Annotated in this window: 19 protein-coding genes and 1 tRNA gene; 5 read left to right on the top strand and 15 right to left on the bottom strand. The window is 39.3% G+C overall.

The genetic code is table 11. The features are described 5' to 3' along the window. Nucleotides 1–228: 228 nt before the first annotated feature. The 6 genes from LDO73_RS07950 to LDO73_RS18130 form a co-directional block, all read right to left on the bottom strand. A complete protein-coding gene (locus LDO73_RS07950) occupies nt 229–684 on the bottom strand; it encodes an Hsp20 family protein (protein ID WP_154603971.1) in 456 nt (151 codons plus the stop codon). A 332-nt stretch (nt 685–1,016) separates the two neighbouring features. Then, entirely contained in the window at nt 1,017–1,229 is a 213-nt protein-coding gene (gene cspE / locus LDO73_RS07945) for a transcription antiterminator/RNA stability regulator CspE (protein WP_036954791.1), read from the bottom strand. 406 nt (nt 1,230–1,635) lie between these two features. After that, nucleotides 1,636–2,031, bottom strand: a complete 396-nt coding sequence (locus LDO73_RS07940) for a subtilase family AB5 toxin binding subunit (protein WP_224060925.1) — start codon at nt 2,029–2,031, stop codon at nt 1,636–1,638. A gap of 117 nt (nt 2,032–2,148) precedes the next feature. Beyond that, nucleotides 2,149–2,529, bottom strand: a complete 381-nt coding sequence (locus LDO73_RS07935) for an antiterminator Q family protein (RefSeq protein ID WP_224060924.1) — start codon at nt 2,527–2,529, stop codon at nt 2,149–2,151. A gap of 3 nt (nt 2,530–2,532) precedes the next feature. After that, nucleotides 2,533–2,817 carry a hypothetical protein gene (locus LDO73_RS07930; RefSeq protein WP_211888131.1) on the bottom strand — a complete coding sequence of 95 codons (285 nt, stop codon included), beginning with the start codon at nt 2,815–2,817 and terminating at the stop codon, nt 2,533–2,535. 75 nt (nt 2,818–2,892) lie between these two features. Continuing rightward, the gene (locus LDO73_RS18130) at nt 2,893–3,111 is read right to left on the bottom strand and encodes a hypothetical protein (RefSeq protein WP_224060923.1); all 219 of its coding nucleotides are present in this window, start codon (nt 3,109–3,111) and stop codon (nt 2,893–2,895) included. Between the two features lie 214 nt (nt 3,112–3,325). On the opposite strand from LDO73_RS18130, the gene LDO73_RS07920 reads away from it, so the two are divergent. The 4 genes from LDO73_RS07920 (at nt 3,326) to ttcA (ending at nt 6,275) form a co-directional block, all read left to right on the top strand. Further along, nucleotides 3,326–3,400: transfer RNA gene (locus tag LDO73_RS07920), tRNA-Gly, on the top strand. A gap of 226 nt (nt 3,401–3,626) precedes the next feature. After that, nucleotides 3,627–4,073 (top strand): DUF3290 domain-containing protein, encoded by a 447-nt coding sequence (locus tag LDO73_RS07915; RefSeq protein WP_224060922.1) that lies wholly within the window; start codon nt 3,627–3,629, stop codon nt 4,071–4,073. An 8-nt stretch (nt 4,074–4,081) separates the two neighbouring features. Beyond that, nucleotides 4,082–4,732, top strand: a complete 651-nt coding sequence (locus tag LDO73_RS07910) for a DUF421 domain-containing protein (protein ID WP_224060921.1) — start codon at nt 4,082–4,084, stop codon at nt 4,730–4,732. A gap of 628 nt (nt 4,733–5,360) precedes the next feature. Next, complete coding sequence (gene ttcA, locus LDO73_RS07905) at nt 5,361–6,275, top strand: tRNA 2-thiocytidine(32) synthetase TtcA (protein ID WP_224060920.1); 915 nt, start codon at nt 5,361–5,363, stop codon at nt 6,273–6,275. A 266-nt stretch (nt 6,276–6,541) separates the two neighbouring features. Here ttcA and zntB read toward each other — a convergent pair whose 3' ends face one another. Together zntB and LDO73_RS07895 are read right to left on the bottom strand one after the other, a co-directional pair. Beyond that, nucleotides 6,542–7,525, bottom strand: a complete 984-nt coding sequence (gene zntB, locus LDO73_RS07900) for a zinc transporter ZntB (protein WP_224060919.1) — start codon at nt 7,523–7,525, stop codon at nt 6,542–6,544. A 360-nt stretch (nt 7,526–7,885) separates the two neighbouring features. After that, the gene (locus tag LDO73_RS07895; RefSeq protein WP_224060918.1) at nt 7,886–9,508 is read right to left on the bottom strand and encodes a peptide ABC transporter substrate-binding protein; all 1,623 of its coding nucleotides are present in this window, start codon (nt 9,506–9,508) and stop codon (nt 7,886–7,888) included. 461 nt (nt 9,509–9,969) lie between these two features. Here LDO73_RS07895 and tpx point away from each other — a divergent pair, with 461 nt between their 5' ends. Then, nucleotides 9,970–10,470 carry a thiol peroxidase gene (tpx, locus tag LDO73_RS07890; RefSeq protein WP_224060917.1) on the top strand — a complete coding sequence of 167 codons (501 nt, stop codon included), beginning with the start codon at nt 9,970–9,972 and terminating at the stop codon, nt 10,468–10,470. A gap of 86 nt (nt 10,471–10,556) precedes the next feature. Here the strand turns inward: tpx and LDO73_RS07885 are convergent, their stop codons facing one another. From LDO73_RS07885 to pspB, 7 genes are all read right to left on the bottom strand, one after another. Beyond that, the gene (locus tag LDO73_RS07885; RefSeq protein ID WP_181478522.1) at nt 10,557–10,931 is read right to left on the bottom strand and encodes an ATP-binding protein; all 375 of its coding nucleotides are present in this window, start codon (nt 10,929–10,931) and stop codon (nt 10,557–10,559) included. A gap of 272 nt (nt 10,932–11,203) precedes the next feature. Continuing rightward, nucleotides 11,204–11,635: a hypothetical protein gene (locus tag LDO73_RS07880; RefSeq protein WP_224060916.1), complete on the bottom strand. Its 432-nt coding sequence runs from the start codon at nt 11,633–11,635 to the stop codon at nt 11,204–11,206. A 1-nt stretch (nt 11,636) separates the two neighbouring features. Beyond that, nucleotides 11,637–13,202, bottom strand: a complete 1,566-nt coding sequence (gene tyrR / locus LDO73_RS07875) for a transcriptional regulator TyrR (RefSeq protein ID WP_224061155.1) — start codon at nt 13,200–13,202, stop codon at nt 11,637–11,639. A gap of 231 nt (nt 13,203–13,433) precedes the next feature. Continuing rightward, nucleotides 13,434–14,489, bottom strand: a complete 1,056-nt coding sequence (locus LDO73_RS07870; RefSeq protein ID WP_224060915.1) for a YcjF family protein — start codon at nt 14,487–14,489, stop codon at nt 13,434–13,436. Next, nucleotides 14,486–15,883 (bottom strand): YcjX family protein, encoded by a 1,398-nt coding sequence (locus tag LDO73_RS07865; RefSeq protein WP_224060914.1) that lies wholly within the window; start codon nt 15,881–15,883, stop codon nt 14,486–14,488. Before LDO73_RS07865 ends, LDO73_RS07870 begins: the two co-directional genes overlap by 4 nt. A 92-nt stretch (nt 15,884–15,975) precedes the next feature. Then, nucleotides 15,976–16,332, bottom strand: a complete 357-nt coding sequence (gene pspC / locus LDO73_RS07860; RefSeq protein WP_224060913.1) for an envelope stress response membrane protein PspC — start codon at nt 16,330–16,332, stop codon at nt 15,976–15,978. After that, nucleotides 16,332–16,562 (bottom strand): envelope stress response membrane protein PspB, encoded by a 231-nt coding sequence (gene pspB / locus LDO73_RS07855; RefSeq protein WP_224060912.1) that lies wholly within the window; start codon nt 16,560–16,562, stop codon nt 16,332–16,334. The genes pspC and pspB overlap by 1 nt, the downstream gene beginning before the upstream one ends. Between the last annotated feature and the right edge of the window lie 64 nt (nt 16,563–16,626).

Below are 16,626 nucleotides of genomic sequence, written 5' to 3'. Positions count from 1 at the left end.
ATGTTATCTTGCAAACCAAGTATCATTTGTTTGAACTTCGCGATTCGTTGTCTCTGTGGCCAATAATTTAGGATAACGGAGTCAGTAGGTCGGACAGTGATTGTATCATCCAAGCCGGTGGCAGTAACAATTTCGATTTTTTACAGCTGGCTTTGATGTTCCCTGCACTAACAAGTATTAGGCGAAAAAAAACCCGCCATTGCTGACGGGTTAGAAAATACAGAAAAATTATTTTGTATCTTTATTTTCAATAGCTATGATCTGAGGTTTCTCTTCTTCTGGAATTTCATATTCAATATTTAATGTTAACAAACCGCTTGATAACTCTGCGCTTTCAATTTTTACATTCTTACCGAGATTAAATTCAAGAGAAAATTTATTTTGTGTTATCCCTTTATGGATCCATTTTTCTGAATCATTAACTAATTCAGTTGATTGCTCACCTTGTACATAGAGTTTCCCACCTTTTAAGGATACGCTCAAGTCATCCTCTTTATAACCAGGAACACTGACAGTTAATTGATAATTTGATTCATTTATTTGTTTTAAATTATATGGATGTTCTGAGGTTAATGGTCGGTTACCAGTTAATTGGCTGAATAAACGATCCATTTGGTCAAACCTGCTAGAAAGCAGGTTATCAGATAATGCTGGAAATAATGAAAAAGATCTAATGTTAGACATAATTTCTCCTTCAATATCAAACTAACTACCTATTACATAAGCACCATTAGCCATTGCCGTATGAATTAACTCTTTATCTTGGTGCATAACTTATATAGTGTCGCTAGTGAAAATTTCAATCTAGCACTTACAATTCTTTACATTAAATATAAGCAAGCATAAAAAAACCCCGCCATAGCGAGGTTTTTAATAATAACCAATCAAGTAACTAACACGTCTAAGCTTTCATAATACTTTTGCAAAAGTACATTTAACACCGGAAGGGTTACTTTTGGTTATTTCAAAATGATAGAGTGCCTTTATCTCAAGGACATCTCATAAAGATATCGATCTTAAAGTGCCACTACATTTACAGCAGCTGGACCTTTTGCGCCATTTTCTACTGAGAAGCTGACTTTTTGGCCTTCATTAAGAGTTTTGAAGCTATCACTTTGGATTGCAGAAAAGTGAACAAACACATCTTTGCTTCCATCTTCAGGAGAAATAAAGCCAAAGCCTTTAGATTCGTTAAACCATTTTACTAAACCAGTCATTGTATTAGACATATTGAATTCCTTTGAATTTTTAATTGTTGCCACATGGCATATAGGTTTGATTTTTCTTGATACTTATGGAACTAATTAGAAGGAATTCACTACGAATGGATATCTATGGGATAACACTAGACGGGGGAACTTTTCAAAACTTGCTTTCATAAATAGGTCTGTACTTCCAAACCGATGAATACATTTACTCATACATCCTTACGTATAGCAAGGTTTTTTTCATAGATACTACGATTATTTTAATAATCAATATGGATTTAACGATATATTCAATACAAAATAGAGAAATAACCCAATGATAAATAACTATTTAATGCTCTAACAACCCATACATCAAATACCATTTAATAAAAGCCACGTAAGACGCAGTCTTGTATTAATAAAATGTGGTTACGCTAGAATAACGTTATCTTGTTGGTCCCATACAGAACCCATTACTACAACTAGCAAATCCAGCTATCGCTTTATTAGAGAAGGTGTGACTAAATTTTGGGTGAGTCCATACATTTGGCTGGACATACAACCTTACTTTATTTCCAGTTGTATAATAGTAATAAGCTTGCTGAAAAAACTGATCATAAGATGATGCCCATTCTGATTTATTAGAAACGGCACAAGCGACAACATCGCCACCATGATTCACTGCTTTCACACAAAAATAGCGTCCCCCTTCTATTTGTCCCGAACTAAAATTAGCTAAAGTCACATCTGAATAATATTCAATCTTAGGATCCAAAGTATCTATAGCAAATGCGGTTGGGGAAATTAATAAAAATACAGGGAATAAACTACTCAATCTCATACAATTCACTCAAATTTTGCAGAAAACAAAGCCCCACTGAAGTGAGGCTCATAAGCTGCTGACGTTGTAGTCATTCTTATCACAATATCAGCTATTTTACGATCGTACAGTATTTTATTAAATCTTCTCTACATACCTATCTAATTCTAATTTTATGTCTAACATCATCAACATTCCGTCAATGACCCCCTCCGCTTTTTGAAGTTTTTTCCCTATATGGGTATCGGAGCATTTATGTTCTCTAGCTAGATGCATGAATGTTTTCCCAAATAAATAATAGTCCAGAAGCAAGTCATGCATCTCACTATTCTTTATATTTAATTGAGCCATACAGCTAGAGATAATCATTGCATCATCTTCACAACATTGAGGTCGAGATTTCACCTTACTCGGTATTAAGCGGCTAAATCCTGCCGCTGTCGAATACCATTGAACTGACTCGATGTTATCCGCAGCCCATGCGCCCCACATTTCTAGTACTTGTTGAATATTACGCATCCGTTACCTCGTATGAATTTGCGAGCTTTTGCCGTCGGATTCAGCGTTAATACGTTTAGCTATAGAAATGGCACTATCTGATTCTTTGGCGAGATTTGAAGTGCCTCTTTCTCTTGTCTTGTACATAGTCATTAATCGCCCATTTATCACAGCATGATTTTCAGCCTTAACATCGGTAGAATATTTTTTTACTGTCGCGCGATAACATCCTAGGTATCGAGAAACCTCAGCCATATTTCCATATGTCTTAATAAGCAACTCTGGAATAGTCGTGATTTCAGCTTTCATCAATCCCCCATCTGATAAGTGATCCCTTGCTGGTACCAATCAGGTAACGTGAACTCAATCCGACCTATTACACCGCTAGAGCATCCGTGCTTTATCCATCTTGCTAGTTTTCTCACGCTCTCCATTTTCATCGCGACCTAACCTGTGACCGACAAAATATTCATGCGTTTCTTCATTAGTGATTGGCTTTGATAGAACGACTTCACCAGCCCCATTTTTAGTATCAATGACAACACCACGCGCACGAAGCCAATCGCCTGTGGTTTCTATCCACATGTGCCATGTTCTGTTCATTGGTATTGTTCTGAGGTCACGCCATTCGGTGATTTTGATTCGGTATCGCTTACTGGTTTCTGCTACTTCTGAGAGGGTTTTGAAAATGCCTTTGAGATTAGATTTGTGGAGACAGATGTCATCTGTCAATTAGCCTCCTATTTTACCCTTGCGAAAATTAGTTTTGAGGCGTAGCCTAATAACGTTAACTCGTTAATTAATCAGTTTTTACCTAGCGGCCATCGTATAATGGCTATTACCTCAGCCTTCCAAGCTGATGATGTGGGTTCGATTCCCACTGGCCGCTCCAACCTGTGAGTTCAATCAAACAGTTGATGCAATCCAAGCATTTTTTCGAAATACTCCCCTTGATAAATACTGAAACCATCGACAATTTTTAACTTCGGCATAAAAATCAATGGCAGGTCTCAAGTAATGACCAACAACTCAAAATTAGATTTTATTATCAAAGCTAAATGCTTAGTAAGTCACTATAATAAAAATGAATATCGTGAACAATCAGGAATGATTTCTATATGAATTTTTATGGGATAGACTATTTACAAGCGCAGTCTAATATAAATGATTATTTAAAATACATTGTCATTTTTGGAACTTTATTTGCTTTAATCATTTTTTTCATCCTATATATGCGTCATCGCTTACAAACTAAATATCGAGATTTAACAATTATTGCCTTCCTATTCTTACTTTTCATTTCAGGTATTCAGTATCAAGATTATACCGACAGCCAAAATATACACTCAAAATCATCCCAAATGGTTAATTTCGTTAGGTTATTATCAAAAGAAAAAAGTGTAGACATAAATTCTATATTTTCTAATTCGGTACAATTATCCGATGGCATCATAATTAAAATTGATGACCGGTATTACCGTATTCACTTAAGTGTAGATCAACAAACTTACAGCTTAGAAAAAGTTTGGTTAACAAATCCCGAAATTAAAATCATAAAAAAATAAGGCATAAAATGATTATTTATACACCTATTATTATAAAGCTTGGATTGGGGATTTTATGTCTGATTATTCAAATAAACCTCATGGGCAAAGGGAATTTAGCCCCCTCATCCGCAATGGATCAAGTTCAAAACTATGTTCTAGGCGGTATTATTGGTGGTGTCATTTACAATGAATCAATAACAGTACTGCAATTTATACTTGTGTTAATCATCTGGACTTTACTTGTTTTTGCCCTTAAATTTTTAAAAGAGAACAATCCATTCATTAAAAGAATTATTGACGGCAAACCTATAACATTGGTACATAATGGCAGCGTTAACGTTAAAGAATGTCTAAAAAATGGTGTTTCCGCTAATGATTTGATGTTCAAACTAAGATCAAATGGCATTTACGAAATAGAGCAGCTAAAGCGTGTTGTTCTCGAACAAAATGGGCAATTAACCATTATCCAAAGTGGCGATGAAAATATACGTTATCCAATTATCGTGGATGGCTTAGCTAACCATGATCTACTTGAAATCATCGACAAAGACATTGAGTGGTTAGAAGACAATATCTTGAAACAAGGTTTCAGTAAAATCAGTGAAGTGTATTTAGGTGAGTATTTGTCTGGTAGGATTAATTTATATGGATATGAAAAAAAGAATAACGCTGATTAAGTTAGATTTACACCTTATATAGCACTGACAGAACACTTACCGCTTTTGGTATTAGGCAGCCATTAACTCAGGGCTGCCATTGGTAATAAGTTATCGTTAAGTCAGTTTATAACATCTAATTTCAGCCCAAACTTCTCCAACTCATCCAACTCATCCAACTCATCCAACCAACTGTTCAACAACATGTGGTAAGTACTCTATAGCATCCTTAATTGTTATTTTGACATCCGCGTTTTCTTCACCTAGTTTTGCGTGCTTTGGGTCATGCCCTGAAGCCAAAATAGCCCTAAGCTGGCCCCGCTTATCTCACGCCTGTTTCAGTGATAAACCAGGAGATTTTCCTATTATCATCCGACTTAACTTACTTTCAAATCGAGAAGAATATGAACGTAAGATAGAACCTTTTTCACTAACCTGTATCAAAAATCCTCATCCATCTGCTATCATGTGCCCCTGAAAACTTCACCTCCATAAATGAGCTTCTGTTTTTTATCTGTTTCGTAAATGCCTTTATGCATCTTGACTTTGTCTCTATAGACTCTAGCCTGAAATACAGTAACAGAAAAAACAAAATTTCTTTTATTTTTTATAAAGTTAAATAATCAGCGACAACACAGAATAGTACAGAATGAATACACAAAAAGAACAATACAACTTAAACAAACTGCAAAAAAGAATCCGCCGTGATGTTGGGCAAGCCATCGCCGATTTTAATATGATCGAAGAAGGCGACCGTATCATGGTCTGCCTGTCCGGGGGAAAAGATAGTTATACCCTGCTGTCTATTTTGCAAAGCCTGCAAAAAAGTGCCCCAATTTCATTCTCTTTGGTCGCGGTTAACTTAGACCAAAAACAGCCAGGCTTCCCTGAACACATTTTGCCCGCTTACTTAGACGAACTCGGTGTTGAGTATAAAATTGTCGAAGAAAACACCTATGGCATCGTAAAAGAAAAAATTCCTGAAGGGAAAACTACCTGTTCCCTGTGCTCTCGCTTACGTCGCGGCATCTTATATCGCACGGCGACAGAGTTAGGCGCGACCAAAATTGCCCTCGGCCATCACCGCGACGATATTTTACAGACCTTGTTTTTAAACATGTTCTACGGCGGTAAATTAAAAGGCATGCCACCAAAATTGATGAGTGACGATGGCAAACACATTGTTATTCGCCCTCTTGCCTATTGCCGCGAAAAAGATATCGAGCGTTTTGCTGAAGCAAAAGGATTCCCTATCATTCCTTGTAACTTGTGTGGATCTCAGCCTAATTTACAGCGCCAAGTCATTAAAGAGATGCTGCGCGATTGGGATAAACGTTACCCTGGTCGCATTGAAACCATGTTTAGTGCAACTCAGAACGTTGTATCGTCTCACTTATGTGATACTGAACTATTTGATTTTAAAAGTATTTCACATGGTGATGCAGTGATCAATGGCGGCGATATGGCCTTTGACCGCGAAGAATTACCTGCTCAGCCAATGATTGATGAAGATGATCAGCCAGACTACAGTGCTGACCGCTTAGATGTGATTGAAGTTAAATAAGATAATAAAAATTGATCCGCTACCTCTGGAGAAATTCAGGGTGGCGTCAGATTTTATGCAAAAAAAAGCCGATGTAAAATACATCGGCATTACAGTGGTCAATTATTCTGTATAAGAACTCAATATGAGAAAAACTACAATTATGGAGCACAACGTTCATCGCTCAACGTTGCATTCACCTGCGGGAGTAATATTGCCTTAAAACCCTATACCCTTTATTGATTTATCTCAAACTAGCGCCCATTATCCAGAACAATTCACCGTTCTTATAGCCATCGACTTCTTTTTAACCACCAAAATACCGTAGCGATTAAGCAAGCGAGTAATAAACAGAACGCACTGAAGGCAAACTTAAATTCATTACCGGGGATACCCCCCAAGTTCACACCAAATAAACCAGTTAAAAATGTGGTTGGTAAAAATATCATCGCCATTAATGACATGGTATAGATTCGGCGATTCATCATTTCCGTCATCATATTCGTAATTTCATCAGACATAATGGCAGTACGAGCAATAAAACCATCTAAATCTTCAATACAGCGCCCTAATCTGTCTGAAATCTCTTGTAAACGACGTCTGTCGTTGTCATCTAGCCATAATAATTTTTCAGCAGTTAATCGAGAAAACATATCCCGTTGCGGTGCCATATAACGGCGCACGACAATAATCTGTTTACGCAGTAACGCTAATTCCCCGCGTTCAGGAATTTCGCCATGTAATATCACATCTTCCATTTCAATAAGACGTTCGTGAAGAGAATCGGTGAAATCACTAATTTCATCGGTCATCGCATCGGTGACATCGGCAAGCCATTCACCAGTACTCTGTGCGCCGACGCCTTCTTTAAGATCATCAATAACAGAATCCAACGAGTGAACACGCCGGTGACGGCATGAGACAATTAAACGGCTATTCATAAAAATACGAAATGCGACCAATTGCTCTGGGCGCTGCCCTGCGGTGTTATTCAGGGTTTGTAATGTCAGCAGAACGCCATCACCAATACGCACCATCCGCATACGATTCATTTTACCTGTCAATGACGACTTCACTTGGTCATTAAACAAATCAGTCTGTTGTATCCAGCTAGACGTCTCTTTATTTTTATAATCGTAATGCAGCCAAAATGGAGATTGCTGTGTTGCAGTGGCATTTAAATCGATAGGAAGAACACCGCCCACTCCATCTAACTGAAAGGCATGAACGGGGTTAGAGTGTTGGAATTGCGATCCATAGGTCGACGCCATGCAATATCTCCTTAAATTGAAAAGTAAGGTATTTTTAGTTGATTAAAGGGAATATTGCAATGATTTCAATAACAAAATCAAAATACAAAGTTTAAGTAGGTGTTAAGCAAAGGAAAATAAAAGCATAAAAATAAGATGTTATGCAAGATTTATAGCCCAATGAAATTTCTCAATTTTTGCTAAAGAGATCCCATTAGATTGACACAAATTAGCAATAAAACCGCAAAGTTTTTCCCTATTATTAGCCCTGTAGTGTTTATTCCTTTTTGGTCCTCCTTCCGACTCTCCAGTGGAAGGAGTTTTTTTATTTTGGATCTCCCAAAATTTAGCCAGCACACCTGCACTGGCTAAATATCATTCTTAATGCTTAATCATATAGAAGCTATGGCTGTATGCCACATCCTCTGGGTTTTCAATCGGATAACCTTTTAACCATGGTTTAATCAAGCGCGCATTCGTATATTGATAGATTGGTGCAATTGGCGCTTCTTTTGCAATCATGGCTTCAGCTTGGTTGTAAAACACATTACGCTGAGCATCATTCGTTTCAATGCTAGCTGAAGTCATTAGTGCGTCATATTGCGGATTATTAAACTTAGGAATATTGCCACTATGTTGAGAAGTTAGCAGTGATAAGAATGTGGATGGCTCATTAAAATCACCAATCCAAGAGGCACGGATAACATCAAAATTTCCGGTATTACGACTATCTATATATGTTTTCCACTCTTGATTAACTAATTTAACTTGTACCCCGAGTTTTTTCTTCCACATAGAAGCAATCGCGATGGCAATTTTTTGATGGTTTTCCGAGCTGTTATACAGCAACGTCAATTCCAAAGGATGCGCTTCACTGTACCCAGCCTGCTTTAATAACGTTTTGGCTTGTTGGTCTAACTCTTTTTGTTTATGAGTCTGATACAGCCCTTTTTGCGGCTTAAAACCTGCCGTCACATCAGGCGTAAAATAATTAGCCGGCTTTTCCCCTGTCCCTAAGACTTTGCTAGCAATCAATTGGCGGTCAATTGCCATTGATAATGCCTGACGAACCCTGACATCATTGGTCGGCGCGCGCTGGGTATTAAATGCGTAGTAATAGGTACCGAGTTGATCCGGCGTAAAAACTTCGTTAGGAATATCTTGTAATAATTTTTGATAACGCTGCTTAGGAAAAGATTCCGTAATATCTAAATCCCCTGCCAAATAGCGGTTAGTCGCATGAGACTCTTGATTGATGGGAACAAAAGTCACTTTGGTGATCACCGTATTTTTATGATCCCAATAATGCGGATTTGGTGTTAATACGATTTTCTCATTAACAACACGGTCATTAAGTTCAAATGCACCGTTTCCAACTAAATTACCGACTTTAATCCAGTCTGCGCCATATTGCTCAACGGTTCCGCGATGAACAGGAAATAAGCTGAAGTTTGCGGTTAATGACGGGAAATAAGGAACTGGCTTATTTAACACAATTTTCAGCGTGTGTTTATCGACCGCTTCCACCCCTAACTGTTCTGGTGGCAACTTACCATCGATAATATCCTGTGCATTATTAATTCCCGCTAATGCGGCAAACCAAGCAAATGGCGAAGTGTTAGCTGGCGTGACTAAACGACGCCAACTGTAAACGAAATCGTCAGCGGTAACAGGCTCACCATTCGACCATGCCGCTTCAGGGCGTAACTGAAAAATCCAAGTACGATTGTCATCGGTATGCCAATTTAGTGCGACACCCGGTACCGGCTGTCCATGATTATCTTGATTAACTAAGCCTTCAAACAAATCACGCATCACTTGAGCTTCAGTCAGCCCAACAGATTTTATCGGGTCTAATGATGCGGGCTCATCTTTCAGATGACGTACAACTTCTTGATTTTCAGCTAAAACAGCACCAGCTGGAACCGTTGCGCTGATAACCGGTGTAGAAAGGAAAAGTGATGAAATGAATACAGCTAAAGAGGTCAATGAACGTTTATGCATATTATTATTTCTATCTATTAATCAAAAAGAGGATCGCTCAGCGTTATTCGCTAAGCTTTGATGAATTAACCCATTACAAACTGCTAAATTGATATTTGACATGCCAAGACATTAGCCGTGATAGGCGAATAACTCATTGACTTGATTGTCAGTTTAAAATTAGCTTTCACTTCATCATATAACAAGTAAAACACGGCACAAAGCGCTCTTTTTATCGCGTTGAATATGGTATTTTAGGATGATACATAATAAAAAACATAAACTCTTAATAGGGCTTATTACTTGTATAATGCAGCGTAACCTTCTTACTTATCACGCCGAGAAGGCAACAATGCAATTCGGTCAATAATAGGATTTAAAAACAGAAAGTTCGGAATGTGAAATTACGTAATAATTTGATTTTAAAAATTATTTAATGTTTTCATCTTCTGTAACTCAATCTACAAACGGGAGAAAAACGAATGTCACAGACAGTAAAACTCAAAGGCAATAGCATTTCACTTGCAGGTGCTTTTTTACAAGCGGGCTCACACGCTAAACCTTTCACTTTAGTCGCTAAAGATTTAAGTGAAGCAACCTTAGAAACTTACCAAGGTAAGCGCAAAGTTCTGAATATTTTCCCAAGTGTAGATACGGGTGTTTGCGCCGCTTCTGTGCGTAAATTCAATCAATTAGCCAACGGTTTAGATAACACTGTTGTGTTATGTATCTCTGCTGACTTACCTTTTGCCCAAGCGCGTTTTTGTGGTGCTGAAGGTTTAGACAATGTGGTGACATTATCTTCATTCCGTAGTGATTTTGCCCAAGATTACGGCGTTGAAATGACCACTGGTCCATTAAAAGGTTTAACGGCTCGTTCTGTCGTTGTATTAGATGAGAACGACAACGTAATTTACAGCCAATTAGTGCCTGAAATTACTGAAGAACCTGATTATGACAATGCGCTAAATAGCCTGAAATAATCTTATATTATGAAGAACCACAATCGCCGATGCTTTCGGTGATTGTGGCTTCATTTGATAAGGATTGAAGGGATATCAATCATGTTTTAATCAACATACGCCCAAAATAGTGGTTTGTGATTTTTCGCGTTGACCACATTCGTAAAAATTATATTTTCTTTCATCATACTCACTAAAGAGTGCGACAACGTACTTAATACCCGTTGAGCCTGCTCTTGGGTCACAGGGCAACAAGACGTAAGAATATCAATAATCAAATCCCGTGGTTTAACGCCATTTTTGACTAACGCATCCCACGTAAAACGATTTTTTTTCGCTAAATAATTCGCAGCTGCCTTATTCATTAAATAAAGTTCTGCGGCAGTATTCGCGGATTCAAACATATCACCTTGATAGTGACATTTAGACATATATTCACGTAGCTTGAAATTGACAATAAAATTAATCGTAAATTGTTCCATTGCAACTCCTTAAAGGTATAAAACCCGCGTTGCTAGTTTTAATAATCAATGCACAACTTAAGCATTTTTTTATCGTTAATTTAGAAATTAAAACTTTGCTCACCATTTTTATAGCAGAAAAAACAAACAATCCGCAATGATCAAGACGTCGTTTTACGATGAAAATATGTAAATTTAATGTAATCGAGTTAGCTCACTCAATTCTTTTAACTGATTTTGAATGAGTGAGCTTATTTATGTGGCCTGTTTTATTGATAGTGACTGAATGGGCGTTAGTCAGGGAAATATCTTATTTCGAGCGAAGTATCTTTATTGTTTTGAATAAATTGGAGGTACGTTTCTCCCCCCGGAAAACTTTGCTCAATTTCTAATTTTTGATCCCCGCTCCATCGATAAATAACCGACTGACAGTTATTATCCGAGCAAATCACTTCTTTGTTTTTGTTTGGTTCTAACTTGGCTTCTAAAAACTTTTTATCATCACCGAGCAGGTTACGATATTCTTGATAAGCACTAAGTAGTGAGCTATTCGGGAAATGACACTGCGTTAATGCGCCATTTTCATACACTTCTTCCATGGATTGCTCTGCATTTTTACAGAGTTTATCAATCAGCTTATTATTTGGCTTTTCTTGTGCAACAGCGCCAATACTCACACTCATTAATATGCTAAGTAGACCTAATTTAAACCGCTTTTTCATCATGTTAATCTTGCTCTTTCTTAGTACTGAGTCCGTATTCTCGCAATTTGTTGGCAATAGCGGTATGAGAAATATCTAAACGTTTAGCCAATTTACGCGTACTCGGATAATCACGATATAATCTCGCCAACACCGAGGCTTCATAGCGTTTAGTTATTTCATCCAGTGACCCATTTAATGTATCTAAAGCAATCGCAGGCGAGTTAACTGCATCAGGAAGTTGGATGTCACTAACATCCAAAATATCGCCATTAAATTGCGACAACCCCTGGTATAACGCATTACGTAATTGTCTAACATTCCCCGGCCAATAATACGCGCTGAGTGATTCAATTAATGCTGGTGAGATTTTTGGCTCATCAATATTTAATTCTTTGGCAAAATTAGATACAAAGACTTTCGTGAGCGGTTTAATATCTTCGCTACGCTCTCTTAATGGAGGGATCATGAGCGTTATGACATTCAAGCGGTAATAGAGATCTTCACGGAATTTTTTCTGTTCCACTAACTCAGGTAAATTTTTCTGTGTCGCACAAATCACGCGCACATTGACTTTGACCTCATGCTCTTCGCCAACACGTCGAAATGTTCCATCGTTCAGAAAACGTAATAGTTTAATTTGCATTTGAGGGGACATTTCAGCAATTTCATCCAGCAAGACGGTACCGCCATTAGCTTGCTCAAAAAAGCCTTTTTTCCCTTCAAGTGCATTTGGATAAGCCCCTGCTGCATAACCAAATAATTCACTTTCAACGACATCATCCGGCATAGAAGCACAGTTCAACCCTAAAAATGGCGCATTGCCACGAGCACTGTGCAAATGACAAGCTTTTGCCAGAATATCTTTACCTGTTCCAGTTTCCCCGACGAGTAACAACGGCTCATCCAGCATAGCAACACGCTTAGCCCGCTCAACAACTTGGATCATCGCAGGACTGACCGCTACAATCTGGCTAAATCCACGGTTTTCAATATCAACTTCAGCCACTTGCTTACGTTGATTTTCAAGAATTGCCACCGACTTGAGTAAGATCACCGCACCTGTACAGTGAGATTTTCCATCTTCATCGGCGAGAATAATTGGCGTGACTTGCATTAAATAGTCGCTGCCTTTGACCGAAATTCGTTCAGTGTAAAGTTCTGGTGACTCACGTTCAAACCAACGGTGTAAACCATGATTAGGGATTAACTGGGAGAAGGATTTTTGTTTGATTTTAGTTTCATCAACCCCAAAAAGTTGCAAACTCATTGGGTTAACCAGCTCAATATTCAGCTTATTATCAATGGATAAAACGGGCTCAGGGAAGGAATTGAGTAAAGCCCATACCGCTTTATGCTCACGTTCGGATGGCATAAAGTAGATGCGACGAACATCAATTACTCCGTTTATGCGGCGGATCTCTGCCATTAACGTACTGAAAACCTGAAAATCTACAGGTGTAAAATTCAAGTAAATTCGACGTTGAGCTGAAATTTCAATGCCTTTTAAGTCAATGTTTTGTAGGACTAAAAGATCAAGTAATTCACGCGTTAAACCGATACGGTCTTGGCAGGTCACTTCGAGGCGCATGATGAAACCTTTTGTAGAGAACATAATTACCGATATTTTAGCGTTAAACAGGCCAGTAATACAGAACCGTGTCACATATTGTTGACACTCGTCTAGTTTCTAATAAATATCAGCAGCATTTTTTTCTTTAACACGAGGATTGTTGATTAATTCGACAAGGAATTGTTCTTTTAGACATAACTAGCAGGATGATTAAAACTGTCAACTCATCCTGCCAGCTAAATTTACAGCTTATGGATTCTCTTTTTTTGAGGGAATAGCATTTTTCAGTTGGCCAATTAATTGACGGCGAAAATCACCTAATTTCGGTTTGTCTTCTATCCAAGGTAATGGACGGCACAGCTCCATCGCTTTAATGCCTAATCGAGCGGTCAGCAGCCCAGCACCAATTCCTTGCGCAGCGCGTGTTGATAACCGTGCGGTAATATCCTGAGATAACCAATCCATCCCGACTTCACGAATTAGCTCAGAAGCACCGGCAAAAGCAATATTAATCAGCACCATACGGAATAATCGAATCCGACTATAATAGCCCAGCTCAATACCATAAATGGCTGCAATACGGTTGATTAGACGAATATTGCGCCACGCGATAAATGCCATGTCGACAATCGCCAATGGGCTGACCGCTATCATCAAGGCAGATTCTGCCGATGAACGGCTGATCTCTTTACGCGCTTGCTCATCAAGGATCGGTTGTACTAATTTGCTATACAGTTCAATAACCTCGCGGTCATTATGCGAGTCGTGAACCGTGGCTTGCCAGCTTTGAATTGCAGGGTGTTGCATCGGTAATGCAGACTGTTTAGCGAGCTTTTCACAGAATGCTTTACCCTGCCCCATACCGTGGCTATGAAGTAATTCACGCGCAAAATCACGCTCCTCTGCACGTTCTCTGAGCCGATACAAGCGACGCCATTCCCCGATGACTGAACCCACACCAGCGACCACAATTAAGCCCCCCGCAGCTGCGGTACCTAACGCCGTCCAGTCTTGGGTTATCCATGATTGATGGATCCAAAGGCCTAACTGAGCGACTACGCTCACCCCAAAAATGCCTGCCGCAGCACCGACTAGCTTGCGCCAGAAACTGCGTTTAGGTTTTAAGGCTTCGTTGATGAGACTTTCGACTTCGCCATCTTGGCTATCTTGTTCTTCTTGTATATCGACCGGTACAAATTTTTCAAACGCTTTTTCATCAAAGGTTTGTGCTTGTTTTAATGGCTCCATGGTCGGCTTATCGGCTTTATCGGCGAAATCCACACGCTGTTTTAGAGGTTCACTCATTTCAGTTTATCTCCTAACAAAAATTCCAGAGCACTGTCCATGCGAATATGTGGCAGCGGTTGATCTAACGGCGTTGGCCGAGGGCGGAAATTTTCAAATTGAAAGCCTTGCTGTTGCCAAAACTGTTCATTAGGCAAGCGTCTTGGGACATCACCTGGGTAGAACGTTAAAGGTTGCCCATCGCTGAGTCGCTCACCTTTTAAAGCTGGTAATTTTTCACCCTTATAGTCCACTATGCCGCTTTCGGTCGCTTGAATAGAAGCGAGTCCCACACAGTCCATGCTGATCCCTTCAAATGCTGCATTTTGCCAAGCATCTTGGACTAATTGCTGCAATAACGAGACCAAATTTGCATGTTGGTCTGGCGTTACGTGATCCGATTTACTGGCGGCAAAGAGTAGCTTATCAACGCATGGAGAAAACATGCGTCTAAGCAATGTGCGTTTTCCATAATGAAAGCTACGCATTAACTGAGTGAGCGCCATTCGCATATCATTAAAGGCATCTGCGCCGCTATTTAAAGGCTGCAAACAGTCCACTAGCACAATTTGTCGGTCAAAACGTTGGAAATGATCCTTATAAAACCCTTTCACTACATGGTTACAGTAGTATTGATAGCGATGCTGTAATGCGCCGATATTGGTGTTTTTATCCGCTTGCGCCAACTTTTTTTCACCATACTTTTCGATATCTGGCCATGGAAAAAATTGTAATGCTGGCGCTCCCGCTAACTCTCCAGGTAAAACAAATCGACCAGGCTGAATAAAATGCTGCCCTTGTTGCTTACATTCAAGCAGATACGTAGTGTATGCATTGGAAATTTCAGCCAATAAATTTTCATCAACGGGGGCTAATGGGTCACATTTCTGGCAAAGCTGTAGCCATTCATTAGCTAGCTCCCCACGCTTACCTTTAAGTAGCACTTTCATTTGGCCAGACCATGTTAAATAGTTCAGATCTAGCATCGGCAAATCCAGTAGCCATTCCCCCGGATAATCGACAATTTCTAAGTACAGGGAGGAGTTATCGACAAAATGTCGAACAAACGAGTCATTCGAACGGTAATGAATTTTTAAGCGAATTTCGCTCACACCACGGGTAGGAGTCGGCCATTGAGGCGGGTCGCCATAAAGCGATGCAATTCCCTCATCATAAGCAAAACGTGGGATTGACATATCGCGCTGTGGAATGCGTTTTACCCCTAAAATTCGTTTGTCTCTTGCTGCCGAAAATAGCGGTAGACGCGCCCCCGTGGTGGAATTAAGAAGTTGGTTAACGAGAGAAGTGATGAATGCGGTTTTGCCACTGCGGCTTAATCCAGTGACAGCAAGCCTTACATGGCGGTCAACGCTACGGTTCATTAAGTCGGTTAATTCATTTTGTAGCCGTTTCATAGTGCTCCTAGTTCTCGCGCTCCCAATAAAAATATAAAGGGAATACAGTTATTAAACTCTATTCCCATTTATGTGATGGTGCAAATCAGTTGTTATAGATGACGAAACTTGCTGTTAACGGTATAAGTGTCCGAGGTGACATAGCGCTCCATTTGGCGCAGCTTCATTTCCCCAGCTTGTAGCTGAGCATCAATTTGGTTTAATAGTGTTGTCACTTTTGGTCCGATATCCTGCTCGCTTCGATAACCGCTTGGCGCAGCTTCCACAAAGAAACACATCACCACATAGACAATCAAGGTCAATCCAAAACTCATAAACAGGGCAAGTACAGTCAATGCTCTGACCAAAGCAACCGGTAGCTCTAAATATTCAGCGAGACCAGAACAAACTCCACCAAAAACACGTTTATCCGTTAAGCGATATAACTTGCGGTTGCGAAAATTAGTCATTATTTTTGCCTCCAATTTGGGTGCTCGGCATCTAAAATATCTTCCAGCGTTTTGATACGTTGCTGCATACGCGATGACTGCTCTGCCAATTGCATCAAACGTTGTACTTCATTTTCAGTAAGCTGACTTCCCTGCCCATTGTTTTTCTTACCATAATGGAGCCACAACCAAATCGGCAGAACAAAAATGATAAAAATGATTAATACGAGAGACAGTAAAACGTAGCCCATCACATTTCCTTATTTATGGTTATTTAGCCTAGCGCACTGGCGCAATGAAATCACTGCGCCTTGC

The organism is Providencia alcalifaciens (assembly GCF_915403165.1).
Lineage (GTDB): Bacteria > Pseudomonadota > Gammaproteobacteria > Enterobacterales > Enterobacteriaceae > Providencia > Providencia alcalifaciens_C.
Note: the sequence above shows the minus strand (reverse complement) of the source record. Positions and strands in the feature narration are given on the sequence as shown.

What these genes read in the sequence shown, in the direction of transcription:
- LDO73_RS18130 (WP_224060923.1), bottom strand. Translation starts at nt 3,111, where the DNA reads ATGAACAGAACATGGCACATGTGGATAGAAACCACAGGCGATTGGCTT.
- LDO73_RS07870 (WP_224060915.1), bottom strand. Translation starts at nt 14,489, where the DNA reads ATGAGTGAACCTCTAAAACAGCGTGTGGATTTCGCCGATAAAGCCGAT.
- cspE (WP_036954791.1), bottom strand. Translation starts at nt 1,229, where the DNA reads ATGTCTAATACAATGACTGGTTTAGTAAAATGGTTTAACGAATCTAAA.
- LDO73_RS07865 (WP_224060914.1), bottom strand. Translation starts at nt 15,883, where the DNA reads ATGAAACGGCTACAAAATGAATTAACCGACTTAATGAACCGTAGCGTT.
- LDO73_RS07885 (WP_181478522.1), bottom strand. Translation starts at nt 10,931, where the DNA reads ATGGAACAATTTACGATTAATTTTATTGTCAATTTCAAGCTACGTGAA.
- LDO73_RS07880 (WP_224060916.1), bottom strand. Translation starts at nt 11,635, where the DNA reads ATGATGAAAAAGCGGTTTAAATTAGGTCTACTTAGCATATTAATGAGT.
- zntB (WP_224060919.1), bottom strand. Translation starts at nt 7,525, where the DNA reads ATGGCGTCGACCTATGGATCGCAATTCCAACACTCTAACCCCGTTCAT.
- tyrR (WP_224061155.1), bottom strand. Translation starts at nt 13,202, where the DNA reads ATGCGCCTCGAAGTGACCTGCCAAGACCGTATCGGTTTAACGCGTGAA.
- LDO73_RS07895 (WP_224060918.1), bottom strand. Translation starts at nt 9,508, where the DNA reads ATGCATAAACGTTCATTGACCTCTTTAGCTGTATTCATTTCATCACTT.
- pspB (WP_224060912.1), bottom strand. Translation starts at nt 16,562, where the DNA reads ATGGGCTACGTTTTACTGTCTCTCGTATTAATCATTTTTATCATTTTT.
- LDO73_RS07940 (WP_224060925.1), bottom strand. Translation starts at nt 2,031, where the DNA reads ATGAGATTGAGTAGTTTATTCCCTGTATTTTTATTAATTTCCCCAACC.
- pspC (WP_224060913.1), bottom strand. Translation starts at nt 16,332, where the DNA reads ATGACTAATTTTCGCAACCGCAAGTTATATCGCTTAACGGATAAACGT.
- LDO73_RS07930 (WP_211888131.1), bottom strand. Translation starts at nt 2,817, where the DNA reads ATGAAAGCTGAAATCACGACTATTCCAGAGTTGCTTATTAAGACATAT.
- ttcA (WP_224060920.1), top strand. Translation starts at nt 5,361, where the DNA reads ATGAATACACAAAAAGAACAATACAACTTAAACAAACTGCAAAAAAGA.
- LDO73_RS07910 (WP_224060921.1), top strand. Translation starts at nt 4,082, where the DNA reads ATGATTATTTATACACCTATTATTATAAAGCTTGGATTGGGGATTTTA.
- tpx (WP_224060917.1), top strand. Translation starts at nt 9,970, where the DNA reads ATGTCACAGACAGTAAAACTCAAAGGCAATAGCATTTCACTTGCAGGT.
- LDO73_RS07915 (WP_224060922.1), top strand. Translation starts at nt 3,627, where the DNA reads ATGAATTTTTATGGGATAGACTATTTACAAGCGCAGTCTAATATAAAT.
- LDO73_RS07935 (WP_224060924.1), bottom strand. Translation starts at nt 2,529, where the DNA reads ATGCGTAATATTCAACAAGTACTAGAAATGTGGGGCGCATGGGCTGCG.
- LDO73_RS07950 (WP_154603971.1), bottom strand. Translation starts at nt 684, where the DNA reads ATGTCTAACATTAGATCTTTTTCATTATTTCCAGCATTATCTGATAAC.